Origin of the sequence: Bacteroides finegoldii DSM 17565 (genome assembly GCF_000156195.1) — a bacterium.
Classification (GTDB): Bacteria; Bacteroidota; Bacteroidia; order Bacteroidales; family Bacteroidaceae; genus Bacteroides; species Bacteroides finegoldii.
In genome coordinates, this window is sequence record NZ_GG688317.1 from 399,200 (window position 1) to 415,078 (window position 15,879).

The 15,879-nt window shown below is 42.8% G+C and carries 6 protein-coding genes and 1 pseudogene; all 7 read left to right on the top strand.

The window, feature by feature from the left end:
• The first annotated feature begins 59 nt into the window (after positions 1–59).
• Complete coding sequence (locus BACFIN_RS17700; protein WP_032839041.1) at positions 60–3,338, top strand: SusC/RagA family TonB-linked outer membrane protein; 3,279 nt, start codon at positions 60–62, stop codon at positions 3,336–3,338.
• A gap of 16 nt (positions 3,339–3,354) precedes the next feature.
• Entirely contained in the window at positions 3,355–5,343 is a 1,989-nt protein-coding gene (locus BACFIN_RS17695) for a SusD/RagB family nutrient-binding outer membrane lipoprotein (protein WP_007748336.1), read from the top strand.
• Positions 5,344–5,364: 21 nt separating this feature from the next.
• A complete protein-coding gene (locus BACFIN_RS17690; RefSeq protein WP_007748343.1) occupies positions 5,365–6,729 on the top strand; it encodes a glycoside hydrolase family 71/99 protein in 1,365 nt (454 codons plus the stop codon).
• 33 nt (positions 6,730–6,762) lie between these two features.
• Positions 6,763–8,625 carry a DUF5010 domain-containing protein gene (locus BACFIN_RS17685; protein ID WP_007748345.1) on the top strand — a complete coding sequence of 621 codons (1,863 nt, stop codon included), beginning with the start codon at positions 6,763–6,765 and terminating at the stop codon, positions 8,623–8,625.
• A 37-nt stretch (positions 8,626–8,662) separates the two neighbouring features.
• Complete coding sequence (locus BACFIN_RS17680) at positions 8,663–11,374, top strand: hypothetical protein (RefSeq protein WP_007748347.1); 2,712 nt, start codon at positions 8,663–8,665, stop codon at positions 11,372–11,374.
• A 459-nt stretch (positions 11,375–11,833) separates the two neighbouring features.
• Positions 11,834–15,538 carry a glycoside hydrolase family 2 gene (locus BACFIN_RS17675; RefSeq protein WP_032839044.1) on the top strand — a complete coding sequence of 1,235 codons (3,705 nt, stop codon included), beginning with the start codon at positions 11,834–11,836 and terminating at the stop codon, positions 15,536–15,538.
• A gap of 213 nt (positions 15,539–15,751) precedes the next feature.
• Positions 15,752–15,879: pseudogene (locus BACFIN_RS21400) on the top strand (transposase); the annotation flags it as partial.

The following is a 15,879-nucleotide window of genomic DNA, read 5'->3' on the forward strand; positions in this document are numbered from 1 at the left end:
CTCCTCTCATCCGACTATTCTTAATTTAGTGATTACTCATAAATAAATTCATGAAAAACATGAAACAACGATTTTCTAAGTACATGAGATATTATGAAAAAAGTCTCATTTTTATTTTGATGCTGTTCAGTGTTTCGGTCATACAAGCACAAAACCGAACGTTAAAAGGAACAGTGACCGATGCACAAGGTGAGCCTATTATCGGTGCCAACGTTGTGATAGTAGGCGGTACAAAAGGTGTAATAACCGACCTTGATGGTAAATACTCTATTCAGATTCCTGAAAGTGGCGCTGTATTAAAATTCTCTTACATTGGCTTTAAAACCAAGTCATTCAATGTAGCAAAAGGGAAAAATGTATTAAACGTGACATTGGAAGAAGATGCCGTCATGCTGGAGCAAACCGTAGTAACAGCAATGGATTTGCGTCGGGATGAAAAATCTCTTTCTACAGCTTTTCAAAAGATGGATGTAGCGAATATGACCGAAACCCGAGATGCGGGTTTTGTCAATATGCTGCAAGGTAAAGTAGCGGGACTGCAAGTGATCTCCAACGGTGCGGCAGGATCCGCCACCGTACGAATTCGTGGAGCCAACTCCATTTCAGGTAACAACCAGCCACTTTACGTTATTGACGGTGTACCTATTATTAATAATGTATTAGATGGTGAAATTGACTATGGTAACCCTGCCAACAACATCAACCCTGATGATATCGAGAACATCGTAGTTTTGAAAGGTGCCAATGCTTCTGCACTCTATGGTTCGGATGCAGCCAACGGTGCAATCTTGATTACTACCAAAAAAGCAGGCAACCGTTCGGGATGGGGAGTCACCTACTCTACCAATGTACAATTTACCGAGTTCTCCCAATACCCCATATATCAAAATATATATGGTAGCGGACACATCAATCAATTTGAAAACAATAAAGCCAATACATTTGCAAACGATATTAAAGTACCTTATGACCCCAATCTTCCTTACGGTATAAACAGACTGGATGGAGGTTACGGTGAACGCTCATGGGGTATGCCGATGTTAGGAATGCAAGTGGTAGGTCGTAACGGAGAAATAAAATCCTATATTCCTACTCCGGAGAACACGACTTCCATGTATCAAACTGCTTATGCATGGACAAACAGTGTTTCCATAGAACGTTCTACAGATCATGTTGCAACTCGTATCGGCTATACAAATCTACGTAGTGATGATGTATTGGAAGGTTTGAATAATCTAACGCGTAACTCATTCAATGTACGAACCAATATCAAACTAACAAAAAAATTAGATGTCGACTTGAACGGACGATATACTCATGAACACGTTAACAACCGTTCATACCGCAACAACTCTGACCGTAACCCTATTTATACACTGATTAATATGCCACGTGACATATCTGTCGGCGAAATGTATCCATGGAAAGACGAAAACGGCAAACCGACCTCTCTTTTATTCAAAAGTCCGGTTTGGATGCTGAACGAACTTTCCAATCAAGATAAGGGTGAATGGTTATTGGCAGATATCACGCTGAATTACAAAATCACCAACGACTTGAAATTACGTTTAAAGGCAGCACTCGATTTAAACATGAAGCAAGGTTATGAATTCCGCAATATGTATACTCCGGGAGACGCTGACGGTTTCTACAAAGAGTTTACAGAAAAAGGACGTAACTATACATACGAAGCCATGCTATCTTACAACAAGACATGGAAAGATTTCAATCTATCAGCCAGTATCGGTACCAATGCGCAAGACTTCCTCTTTAAAAAAGAAAACTCAGAAATCGGTACATTGGCGACTAAAGACTTTGTCTCTCTGACAAACAATGGCGCTACCATCAGAACATGGCCGGAATACAATGCTAAAAAGAAACAGGCTATATACGGAACAGCCAGTTTAGGGTACAAGGATTTTATCTATGTGGATGTAACAGGCCGTAATGACTGGTCATCAGCCCTACCCTCTGACAACCGCTCCTATTTCTATTCCTCTTATGGAACCAGCTTTGTATTGACAGAACTAGTGAAAAGCATTCCCAAGGACTGGTTGTCTTATGCCAAGTTCCGTGTTTCATACGCTAAGGTAGGTAACGATACCGGCTTCGACCAATTACTAAACGGTTTTAACTACAACAATTCCTACTTAGGAGATATGGCATGGTTTGAAAGCGAAAACAAGCGCAAGACCAATACACTGAAACCGGAAAGCACGACCTCTTTCGAAACCGGTTTTGACCTTCGTTTCCTGAAAGACCGTGTTTCTTTAAACTTTACTTATTATAATAAGAATACAAAAGACCAAATCCTAACTTCCACTATCAATGGTGTGAGCGGATACGGAGAAGCGTTATTCAATGCCGGTGAGGTAAAGAACTGGGGATATGAATTGACATTGGGTGTCACTCCTTTCCAAAACAAAGACTGGGAATGGAAAGTTGACTTAAACTGGGCAAAGAACAATTCGGAAGTTGTCTCATTGGCGAACGGTATGGATTACATGACCCTGACTACTGTACAAAACAGTGTGGAACTACGCATTGTCAAAGGTCAGCCACTAGTAAGCCTTTATTGCCGTGAGCCTTGGAAAAGAAACGAGCAAGGCCAAGTATTGGTAGGTGCCAACGGTCGTCCCCTATCGGGTGAAGCCAAATTCCTTGCGGACGTAGAGCCCAAATGGACAGGCAGTATCCGAACTTCCCTCCGTTGGAAAGACCTCACATTCTCCGCACTGTTTGATGTCCGTATGGGTGGACACGTTTGGTCAGAAACGGCTTTTATAGGTTCCCGTAACGCAGGAACAATCATGTCGCTCGGAGGACGCGAAGAACACTTATTCTCCAAATTAATCCTAAATGAAGATGACCAGACAGGCTATCTTGGTACATTGGATTCCAAATATGTACCCAACGGCATGAGTAACATCTATATGGACGCTTCCCGCCCCAAAGGTATGAATATCCCCGGAGCCGTTTATGACGCTTCCGTACCGGGACTCGCCGGACAGCCTTGTCAAGCCTGGATTCAGCCGATTGACTATTGGACTAACGATAGCGGTAGAAACGGTGAGTTATATTTGTACGACGCTTCTTACGTAAAACTGAAAGAGATTTCTTTAGGATATAACATCCCGAAAAACTGGTTGAGAAAGATAGGTTTCATACAGTCTATGAGAATCTCGGCTGTGGGCAGGAACGTGGCTATTCTCCACCAAAAGACTCCAAAAGGTATCGATCCCGAAGCTACTTCTTCTATGGGTATCCAACAAGGCTTGGAACGAGGCTTCAATTTACCGACTTCCACCTATGGTTTCGACTTTAAGATAACTTTTTAAAAAAACAGCAACAACAATGAAAAAGTACTTATATACATTATGTACAGCAGCTATGTTAGGCCTGGCTACTTCGTGCGTGGATAGTTTCGATGCAACGAATCAGAATCCTAACAAACTTTATATGGAGGATATCGACATTCAAAAGATATTTCCGGGAACTATCTATAAGTCATTGAATGTACTGTCCGAAATGAACTACAACCACTATGCTTACATGGCACGTTATGTAGTTTCATGGACGGCTCCCAAAAGCATGGACAACATAGGAGACAGATTCTATAACTTCTATAAAAAGGTTTTAGGAGACGTAGCCATCATGGAGGAAAAATATGACCGTGATTCCAACGGAAACTATTGGGCAATATTGACCACATGGAAAGCATATCTCTATTCTGTACTAACTGCCACTTGGGGACCGGTGCCTATGGACGCCGCTTGTAAAGAAACTTACGGAAACGTATACTACTATAACAGCGAAGCTGAAGTAAATATGCAAATCCTCCGTTGGCTGGACGAAGCAGTAGAGACATTCGACCCTAGCGGTGAAAAAATGCTGAAAGACCCTTTCTATCCCGGTGCAGGCGGTGAAAGTGATATCGAGAAATGGCGCAAATTTGCCAACTCGTTGCGTTTGGATGTAGCTATCCGCATGATGAACATGAAAAAAAGTCCTGAAGCAATCTCTTTGGCACGTGAACAAATGGCTAAAGCATTGAATGAAACCAACCGTAATTATTTGTTCACTTCCAATAGCGATAATGCTGTGGGACGTTACGGAACAGACCCCAACTCCGATGTTTCTTTATACTACGAACGTATCCTGAAAGAATTCGATCTGGGGACTAAGTTGGAAACTGAGCTCGGTGGTTTGACCTATCCTGCTATGAATGAATACTTCTTCTGTTATATGCGTTCGTATGGCGATCCCCGTCTGAGCAAATATGCGCAAACATCCCGCAACGACGATTCGGGTGACCATCGTGCAGTAGTAAGAGATTCTTTATGGTCGACAGTAGAAAAGAAATTCGTACAGGTATCTTACAGAGTCCCATTTTTACCTCGTTTCGAAATGAAACAGACACCAAGCGGATGGCTTGTAGGCAAAGATGAGCACAACAATGACCTTCAAAGCCTTTATTCTACGGCGTCAGTCAGTATCGAAGGATATACCTACGCTTTATTGCCACGCGACTTCATCAAGCAAGACGCTACCGTGAAACTACTGACGTGTGCGGAAGTGAACTTCATGCTAGCTGAAATCCAACTGCGCAAAGACGAGTGGGGCGTGAACGTAGCATTACCGCAAAGTGCAGAACAGTACTACTACAACGGCATTAACGCTTCCATGAACGAGTACGGTGTTACTACAGGTATCTCCGAGTATATGGAACGTAACGGTATCAAATGGAACACTAACGGTTTGGGATGTCATGACTACCGTAACTTCTACAAAGCTGATATCAATGGAAAAGGCGGCTACAAGAATAACTTGGAACAGGTATGGAAACAACGCTACTTTGCCAGTTACTTTAATGGATTTGCCGGATGGACGCTGGAGCGCAGAACACGCGTAATGAAATTCCCACCCTTCTTTTACAATAATCCGGAAAACAATTACGGAACTTATGGAGCCAACCTGTTCGACCCCATTCCCGAACGTTTGCAATATCCTATAGATGAACGTAACTGGAACATGAACTACTACCGCGAAGCCTGCCGCATGCTGCAATCTTCATCTCAGACTCCTCGTCCCGACAATAATTTCAACGATAACTTCTTTACTCCTTTGGGCATTGGCGGTCCATACAACCAAGAAGGCTTATACGACCGTTGGAAAGAAGGATACCTGATGTACAACAACGAGATGGTGGCACATTGGTATGGAGATACATTGGAAGAATTTTATGAGAATGTCCTCAAAGACTATCCTGAATACTCCCATCTACAAGGAGAAGAACGTTTGGCGGCAAGTATTGGATATATACGTATAAAAGAAGACAATTAATAAAATAAACATAAGAAAGTTATGAAACTAATGAAATACACTACCGTTTGCTCTATTGCCTTACTCCTTTTTGCCGCGTGCAAAGAAGACGAAGGACCGAGCATTGACGATCACTTCTTGAATTATGAGATTCCGGAAATACCTGTCACCGAAGACTATCAGGTAGGAATTTTCTACAACAGGGGAAACGATATTACCGGTATTCCAAACGGTGATCCTAATTTTACCCGTTGGGAGATTTTGACTCTGACAGACGAAGAACTCAGTGCAAAGAGTTATTATAATAATCTGACTCCCCAAGTAATGCCCGAATCACAAAAGGAAGGTTTCTTGCAGCCGGATGCAAGCAGTCAGAGTTTCCGTATGATTCCCATGATTCAACAGCACGTAGATGACTGCATCGAAGCGGGAGCCGATTTTATGATACTTCCCGAAGTAGGCGTAGACCTCAACCAAGGTCCCGGCACTAGACTCAGTAGAGGTGACTCCTTGTTCGTTACCATGATGCTGGGACGTTCAGGAAGAGGTGGTAACAAGTTACCTATGCCGCACATGGGACAGCCAGGCAGAGATTTCGTAGATTTGAAGACGATGAAAATCGTAGCTGGTATCAATTGGAACGCTATCGTTGATCTGCCTCCCAAACTTTCTTCAAGCAGTTGTATCGAAAATGTTGCCGGAAAAACATACAATGGTGTGGAATATACTCGCCAGCAATTGCTCAACAATTTCTTTAGTGAAATCGGTAAATGTTTCTTTTCCGATGAAAGCTATTATAAAGTAGGAGGTACACGGCCGATGGTTTATATCAAAAACAAGACAGGTGAAATCTACGCGCAAGATTCCAAAGCGATGTATGACGGAATCCGCCAGGCTGTAAAAGAGGCTACCGGCTACGACATTTACATTGTAGTGGAAAGTGCCGATGTGTGGTGTAACCAAATGCGCTATCAGTATTTCTATATGCAAGGAGAAGTAGACGCAGTAGCTAGCCGCAATATGTACGATCAGAGTGAAGTGAGCCGTTCCTATATGTATCCGCAAATGATAGACCAGAACTGGAAATACAATCGTGAAACTGCATTGCCCAGCTTCGGTAACGGAAGCATGGAATTCATTCCTACCATAGGTCCGGCATGGAATAAGTTGGTTCAGGACGGTCGCGGTTCCATCGGTAATTCCCCGATTGTAACAAAAGATCCCGCTACTTACCGTACAATGTGCAATGTTGCCAAAATGAATGCCGGACGTAACCGACTGATTTTTATCGACTCTTACAACAAGTATAACTTCAATTCATTCATTGAGCCTACGGTAGAAGGATATGGAAACGGATATGGAAAGACTTATCTGGAAATTACCCGCCAACAATTCAAGAAGAACTAAGTAAATGTCAACTTTTTAATAATTAAAAGAAATATGAGAAATAAATATTTTAAATATATATGCCTGCTAAGCTTGGGAGCTTTTTGCTACTCATGTTCGGATGACAATACGGAAAATGTTGGCGGAGGCTCAGGAGAAGGCGAGCAGGGAACCGAACAGGAAATAGTTCGTTCTTACAAATTGGGAACATTGGCAGGATTTGAAGGGGATTTACGGACCAAGATGGATATCCCTTTCACTCAAAGCACCGTCATGTATAATCGCTCATTGTTCTATCGTTATATAGCTTCTGCCTATCCTGACCAGATAGCCCCTGAACCACCTGCGACCCCAGAAGCTGAAGAGCCGAAAAAGCAGGTTTATCCTTCCCCAATCACCGAAGCGGATTGGTGGGATAATTTTGTGGAGGAAATCGCTTATAGCGGTCAGGACTACGTTGCTATGAACTGTCGCGGTGAAGCAAGTGGTGTAGACCACGGGCGTCCCGCACTGCTCCCTAAGATGATAGAAGCCATCCAGCGTAAGGGACTGGAGAATAAATTCAAAATCGCCATCTTTGATGATACTCCGGCTTCATGGTCGGCAGCACGCAACGCTGCTCTAGGATATGGTTACGACAGCAAACCATTTAAAGATGGCACACGAGTAGAAGGTTCGCATTATCCGCTATTGTTCCTCGATCCGGAAAAAGAAGACCAGAAAGGCCCAGGTAATGAGTTTCGTAAAGAAATCTATTACTACATCTGGGATACCAACCTAAAGCCGGCATTTGAAAATATGCCACGCGACTATTGGTTTGAGATAAACGGACGTCCGGTCATTTTCTTCTGGAATCCTAACGGCTTCTTACAAGATAGCTATCTTGGCGAGTTAATGACTAAATACCCCGATAAGTATGTCAGCACTACCGGGCTTGACCATACCAAAGCGGATGCATACAATGGTAAGCTGAGTTACATTCTGAAGTGTATCAGCGATGACTTCAACACAGAATTCGGTGTACGCCCTTTCCTTATCGTTCAACGCGAATGGACAGACCGTGATTACTCATTGGTAGATTGTCCCTATCTGGATGGTATTCACAACTGGTTTGCCGTTCCTACTATGGATATGTCAGAAGACGTGTATAACGAAAACTTAATCTACAATACCTATATCCCTTCTTACAACTTCAAAGGTTTTAAAGTAGGCAGCGGATGTCCGGGATTCGTACAAGGTGACCGAAGCCGTCCCAATTATCAACTCATCGATGCAGATCACGGCAAATTTGCCACCAAAATGTTTGAGTCTTTCCTCAATATGAAACCCGACTTAGTCTTTCTTGAAGGATTTACCGATGTAGCCGAAAATGCGGCTTGGTGGCGCAGTAAGGACAGGACCTACTATGACTACCCGAACCAACGTATCAATCTGCTCCGCAAATACGGCAATCATCCTTTCCCTATGGAACAGAGACTGGAAGCGGAAGCTTGTGACTTCTGTTACAAAGGAACTGTTTCCGGAAATAAGATTGAGACATCACTAACGGAGCAAGAGATGACAAATGCCCCCGAGCAATTTGTAGTAAAACGTTGTGAGGACAGCAAATACAGCGGTGGATGGCATACCAACCTTACCGCAGAAGGATTGAACACGTTAAAATGGAAAGAATTGCCTTTCAGGAGCGGACAGAATACAATTCGGTTCCGTTACTCCAGCAATACTGTAGCTGCCATATCTTGTCTGATCGGTGATACAATGACAAAAAGCATAAGCCTTCCTGCCACGGGCGGAACTTGGGAAGAAGCCGAGGTAGCTATTTATTCCCGTGACACACGCGGCTATGCAGACTTCAATCTGATAGTATCCGAGGGTGACATCAGCCTGAATTATGTGGAGATTATTGCAGAGAAATAAAGAAAAGTAAAATAATTATTAAACTAAAAATTTACCTATGATGAACAAAAGATTATTAAACAACGTCCTCTATGGAGCATTGTTGTTTTCATTAGGAACGGGAGTCGTTTCCTGTAAGGACTATGACGACGATATCGAAGGCTTAAACAACCGCATCACAACGGTTGAATCTGATATGGAAAGATTCAAGGAAAAGATTGAAGCTGCCTTGAATGCTAATCTGACAGTACAAAGTTGGTATCCCAGCGAAGACCAGTCACAGTATACAATCGTATTAAGCAACGGTGACGAACTGTATGTGCAAGCTTCGAACAAAGCAACTCCTTTCTATCAATTTAAAATAGAAGATGGCACATGGAGATACAGCAGTGATAAGGGAGCAGGTTGGAACAAAGTGTTGGAGTTAGATACTGAAAAAGAAATTCCCGGCACAGAAAAAGATCAATTGTACTATGACAAGAGCAATGGATACATCTACATTCAAAAAACCGAATCATTGATACAGACCAACATCACAGTAAACAAGGAAACCCCTATTCTTGCCGAAAACAAAGAAAACAAGACACTTTCTATCTATATTTACGGAGAGAACTACATTCTTCCGATACAAGGTGGTGGTTTTAGTGGCATCAGTTCTATCCTTTTCCAAAAACAATTCGTTTTTGAGGAAGATGAATATCTGGAAGCTGCCAGCTACACAAATACTAAAGGAGAGGTAGTGACAGCCCATACTGCAACTGCCAAATTCAAAATCCTGCCTAAAGATATAGACTTATCCGAAGCGACTTTTGCCTGTGCAGATATACACGAGTTGAAGTTGACACGTGCGGCGGTTCCTCAACTGCTGGTAGAAGCTCTTAACAATGGCAAATTGGACGAAAACGGTATTCTGACCGTAGAACTCACTCCGCAAGATATGCCGGCAGAGTATTATGGAGCCGTATTGGAAATCACTTTGGATAAAACAACGACCAGTTCCAATTATTTTGTAGTGAAACCGACTTCATACAACGCGTCTGAAGGTAAGTTTGCTTATCGTGATACCCGTGAACACTGCCAAGATTCAGAATCGCTCAAATTCATCAGTACCGAAAGCCTTGATCTCACTAAGGCAATAGGATGGGGATTCGGAGAATCCGGTGAAGTAAAATTTGTCGATGAACTAGGATTCGGGGATTTGACCGTAGAAGTGAATTATGAATTGATTGAGAATCCTAACACTACTTTTGCTGTGACTGAAGAAGGCATATTAACAGCTACAAGTGCCAACAAAACAGGAAAACTGAAAGTAACATATACCGTAGCCGAAGAAGAATTCTCAAAAGAGATCCTGGTTTATTCGCAAGATGAAAGCACCGCTAAAAGTGGTATCGAATTATCCGGAGCAACAGAAATGTTAAGCGATATCGAGAGTCTTTATAAAGGTACGAAAGTCATCGAAGTAAGCAACAGCCAGACTAGCATGGAAAGCTTGGGAGTCACCGCATCCAAAGCATGGAAACTGGGTGCTAAACAACCCGATGAAAGTTGGAAAGTTATTGAAATGACAACAACTCTCTCAGACATTAACCAAAAAAGCAAATTAGCTGAAGGAGAAGTTTGCCTCTACTACGATGCAAATGATAAGAAAAGCTACTTATTAGTAGGTCCTCAAACTGAAGGTATAGAGAACGCTAACCTGTTCGCCATGAATGAAGAAGGGACGGATAAAGAGAACTTTGAACACAATGGCAAGCAAATAGGAATTTATGTTGGTAATGTAAAAGCAAGTTATGTGGTAGAGAATCCGACTAAGAAACCAGAATTGGAAGTGATGATTTATGCTAAAGGTGGTATAGACAAGAAACCTGAAGAATTACCCAAAGGAGATCTTTATTATGGTAACTACTTTGCCATCCCCGGTGTATACGACACAGAAAACGGCTATCACTTCACAGACATTGATTTCCGTAGTCTATACAACTTCAAGCCAACAGATGCAGAATTTGTATTCACTATGAATGAAGGAGACCAAAATCTGTATGTAACAGAAAAATGGGGTGGCAGTTTCGCCTGGAATGCTGAGAACGGCACACTAACAGTGAAGAATGACAATGAGTTATACAAATACAACTTATTGAACAAAAAGCCTTCAGAACTTGGCGGTGACAAAGATAAAGTCGGTATTCAGTTCTCATGGAAATTTAATGCAGGAAAAGGTGAAGTACAATCTGAAGGTAAAGAACGGTGGTTCATCAAAGACCCGACTTTCAATCCGGGTGATAATATCACTTATTTGAACTATGACAAAAATCCAAACGCCACAGGTGTGATAAGCACGGGATATAGTATCAAAGTAAAAGATCTGACTAATGGAGCACACTCTCAATTGAAGGAACTTGTAGCAGGTGAAGAATATGATTTAGGAAAAGCCTTCGGAAATATAGCTTTTTGGAGAAACGGTTGCGCATGGGATGTTTATGGAGGCCCCGACAAACTCACTGGAACAAGACTTCCTGCATTAGTAAAATATAGCGATGAATTAGGAAGATTAGCGATAACGGACTATTGCAAGACATATTTCTGCAAAAGAAGAGCTGAACTCAAATTAAACACAGAAGGCGATTGCGGTTCTTACTTCACCGTAACAGATCCGGACAACTTTAAAATTAAAGTGACTGCGCCCAAAGACGGTGGAAATGTCCAATTCAAACTAGTCTTCAACACCGACTATTCAACTCAGAACATCATATTCTTCGTAGAGAATTAATATCTTTCAATATCTGCAAAGAATATATCCTGGCAAGAGAGCCTTTAAAAAAGCCCTACCGTAAAATCATAAGTCTAAAAGCTTCCATTTACGGTAGGGCTTTTCAGTGGTTCTTGTCCAAAACTCCTTATTACATAAGACTTTGTAGTGCGGAGACTAAAGATTTGCAGTACGAAAAACAAGATACGTTTATGCAACCGAGAAGTGGTCACCTTGCAAGGTGACTATCATCACCTTATAAAGGGACAAATGGCACTTTATAGTGTGACAAATGGCACCTTATAAGGCAACCATTTCTTTTTAGCAAAGCGCAAATCTATAAAGATATAAAATTTATCTACAAAAAGCAAGAGCAGGTACAATTTAATCGGATATTAATTACACATTAAGTGATATTTTATCCTAATGTTTACCGTCGCCTCCTATCTTTATATAAAATTAATATTAACTCATAATATCATGAACAGAATTAGCAAAGCATTTTTAGCTTGTACATGCGGACTCTTCTGCCTAGGCATACAGGCGCAAAACCATACGACATGGACAAATGATTTCTCTAATACTGGAGAAACACTGAAAGTGGTAGGTCGAGGAACATGCAGCATTGCCGATAATGTATTCCGTTCCAAAGGCTCCTACGCTCTCTTCGGTAATCCCGAATGGACAAATTACTCGTTTTCCTTCAAAGCCCGTGCCCCTGAAGATGCCGAACAAGTGCAGATATGGGCGAGCTTCCGTAATTACAACCGATTCGACCGATATGTAGTAGGTATCAAAGGAGGGTTGCAAGACGACCTTTACCTGATGCGTACCGGATATATGGGAACAGATGAATTTATGGGAGTCCGCCCGTTAGGATTCCATCCTGTACCGGGAGAATGGTATCGCATGAAAGTAGAAGTGTGCGGCAACCGTATTCGAGTATTCCTTAATGACGAGAAGCATCCCCGCATTGACCTGATAGACAAAAATGCGAACCTCGTTCCATCGGGCGAAGTTGCTTTAGGCGGAGGATGGATAGAGACTGAATTTGACGATCTCGTCGTAACCCCGATGACAGACGACGCCTTGAAAAACGTAAAAATAGCGGAATATCTGAAAAAAGCGACTCCGACAGAGAAAGAGAACAAACGCCGTCAGGAACGGGCTGACTACACACCTGTAAAACTAGCGGCACTCACCGGAAGCCGCACTGACATCACGCTGGATGGCAACTGGCTTTTCATGCCGGACTACCAACTAGACAATAAAGATAAAGCCATTTCCCCAAAAACGGACGATCAGGACTGGCACATCATGTCCGTACCGAACTTTTGGACTCCCATCCGTATCTGGCTACACGGTGAAACAATGCCCTCACCTACCGGAGCGCAAGCTAAGGGCGTATCTGATACCTACTATCAGCAAGAAACAGAGCGTTGCGAAAACTATACATTCGATTATCACCGGATAAAATATGCCTGGTATCGTCAATGGCTGGAATTACCCTCTGACATAGAAGGCAAAAACCTGATATTGACATTCGATGCAGTCTCCAAAGTTGCCGAAATATACATCAACGGAACATTAGCTACCTCACATGTAGGTATGTACGGTGAAATCCGGGTAGATGGAAGCCGTTTATTGAAACCCGGCAAGAACCTGATTACTGTCAAAGTGACGCGCAAAATGGACGGAAGTACCTCCGAATCAGCAAATGCCATTGATTTCTTCTACTCTTCCGTACGTGAAAGCGAACAAGAAGATGCCAAAGTGGAAGTAGACAACAATGCGCTCCTGAAAGAAATTCCGCACGGTTTTTACGGAGATGAACCTGCCGGGATCTGGCAACCGGTGAAATTGAGTATTACCGACCCTGCAAAGGTAGAGGATGTTTTCATAAAGCCTACTTTGAATGGCGCTACCTTCGACATCACCCTAAAGAACTATGGCAGTAAAAAGAAACAATTCAATCTGTATACAGATATTATCGACAAAGAAACAGGTGCGGTACTTTATTCCGGCTTATCCATACGTAAACTGCGTCTCAACGCAGGCGAAGAACGAATGGAAACTTACACCGTAAATGATCTGAAGCCTCGTTTATGGACACCGCAGCACCCCAATCTGTACGATTTCAAGTTCCGCCTGGTCACAGATAAAGGGGTTGAGTTGGATTGCTTGACAGAAACTTCCGGATTCCGTACGTTTGAAGTAAAGAACGGACTTTTCTACCTGAACGGCAATAAGTACTGGCTGCGCGGTGGAAACCACATTCCTTTTGCATTGGCACCTAACGATGAAAATCTGGCAAATACGTTCATGCAACTGATGAAAGCCGGAAATATTGATGTGACCCGTACCCACACCACTCCGTGGAACAAACTTTGGATGGCGGCTGCAGACCGTAACGGTATCGGCGTCTCATTTGAAGGTACATGGTCGTGGCTGATGATCCATTCCACTCCTATTCCCGACCGTCGCTTGTTGGAAATGTGGCGCAACGAGTTCTTGGGATTGTTGAAGAAATATCGCAATCATCCATCCTTGCTCTTCTGGACGGTAAATAATGAGATGAAGTTCTACGACAATGACAGCAACTTGGAACGTGCTAAAGAAAAATACCGCATTATCTCAGACGTAGTGAAAGAGATGCGACGCATCGACCCCACTCGTCCTATCTGCTTCGACTCCAACTATCAGGCAAAAAACAAAGATAAGAAATATGGTGCCGACTTTATGAACAGCATTGATGATGGCGATATTGACGATATGCACGGTTATTATAACTGGTATGACTACTCGCTCTTCCGTTTCTTCAACGGTGAGTTCCAAAAGCAGTTCAAAATGGCCGACCGTCCTCTCATCAGCCAGGAAATGTCTACGGGCTATCCCAACAATGAAACCGGACATCCTACCCGTTCCTACCAACTCATTCACCAAAATCCTTATGCCTTGATTGGCTACGAGGCTTATGATTGGGCGGATCCTGCCTCATTCCTGAAAACGCAAGCATTCATCACGGGAGAATTGGCAGAAACATTACGCCGTTCCAACGACCAGGCTTCAGGTATCATGCACTTTGCACTAATGACATGGTTCCGTCAAACGTATGACTATCAGAACATCGAGCCGTATCCTACTTATTACGCTTTGAAACGCGCATTGCAACCCGTATTGGTCAGTGCAGAGTTGTGGGGACGCAATCTATATGCCGGCGAGAAACTGCCTACACGCATTTATGTGGTAAACGACCGTGAAAACGGTACGGACTTGCAGCCTTCACTGCTCCGTTGGGAAATACAGGACGAGACAGGCAAGTGTCTGGCAAGCGGAAAAGAAAAAGTTCCGGTTGTGAAGCATTACGAGCACTACTACTTTGAACCTACTATCCAACTGCCCATTTGCTTACCTGCCGACAAGACAAAGGCCAAACTGATACTGAAGCTCACAGAAAACGGTTTGCCCGTATCCGCCAATGAATATGAATTATTGCTCAGCCGTAAAGAGTGGAATGCCGGTCAGGTAGACAACACTAAACGAATCGTACTGCTGGACAAGGATAATACGAAGAACGTATTCGACTTCCTGAACATCAACTGTCAATCGGTTTCTTCTGTAAAAGAAATGCTGGATAGCAAATTAAAAGCCGACCTCTGTGTCATCTCCGGCTTAACATCCTGCACCGATGAAGAAAAAGAACTGATCCGTACCTATCAGGCGAAAGGCGGACAATTACTCTTCCTCAATAGCAAAGAGACTGTCAAAGCTATCTACCCTGAATATATCACCGGCTGGATTATCCCGACAGAAGGAGATATCGTAATCATGGAACGCAATGACGCTCCGGTCTTTAATGGCATCGATGTGCTGGAGTTACGCTATTTCAATAACAATAAGCGGGAGATTCCACGTGCATGTAACGCTACCCTGAAAGCTCACCGGCATAAGAATGTTACCGAACTGGCGGGACAGATGAAAATCCATGCATACATTGACGGCGGCAAACCGGAAGACCGCATTGAACGTATCGAGTCCATGCGCGGGTTGACAATGTTGCAGATTAGCGACGGAAAAGGAGAAGCCATCATCTCTACCATGTGCACGGAAAAGGCTACAACCGATCCGATAGCAGGTAAATTGGTAGTGAATATGATCAACTGCCTGACTGATAAAAACAAATAAGATAGAAAATAAGAATCCAAAAAAGGAGGTTGTTCTAGAAAATGCAGAACAACCTCCCTTTTTATTATATGTGATTACGAAGGGATATTCCTAAAATAATAAAATTTAAGGCAACTACTTCATTGCGAGTTAGTTGCCTTTTTTGTATCTTTAAGCATTCCCCCCAAAAAACGGTTTGACGGCCAAAACGGGGGTAATCTAAAATAAAAACACATGGTAAAGATACAAAAAATCTCAGAAATCGAACCTTGTTTAGATTTTACCGAGTTCGATATGCTTAAAAAATATCGTCAAAGTTTTGCAACGAGTGAATTAGGTCGACTCCATTCTCTATTCCCTTT

Excerpts from the sequence above, each read along its gene's own strand:
- BACFIN_RS17680 (WP_007748347.1), top strand. The coding sequence starts at position 8,663 with ATGATGAACAAAAGATTATTAAACAACGTCCTCTATGGAGCATTGTTG.
- BACFIN_RS17685 (WP_007748345.1), top strand. The coding sequence starts at position 6,763 with ATGAGAAATAAATATTTTAAATATATATGCCTGCTAAGCTTGGGAGCT.
- BACFIN_RS17675 (WP_032839044.1), top strand. The coding sequence starts at position 11,834 with ATGAACAGAATTAGCAAAGCATTTTTAGCTTGTACATGCGGACTCTTC.
- BACFIN_RS17695 (WP_007748336.1), top strand. The coding sequence starts at position 3,355 with ATGAAAAAGTACTTATATACATTATGTACAGCAGCTATGTTAGGCCTG.
- BACFIN_RS17690 (WP_007748343.1), top strand. The coding sequence starts at position 5,365 with ATGAAACTAATGAAATACACTACCGTTTGCTCTATTGCCTTACTCCTT.
- BACFIN_RS17700 (WP_032839041.1), top strand. The coding sequence starts at position 60 with ATGAAACAACGATTTTCTAAGTACATGAGATATTATGAAAAAAGTCTC.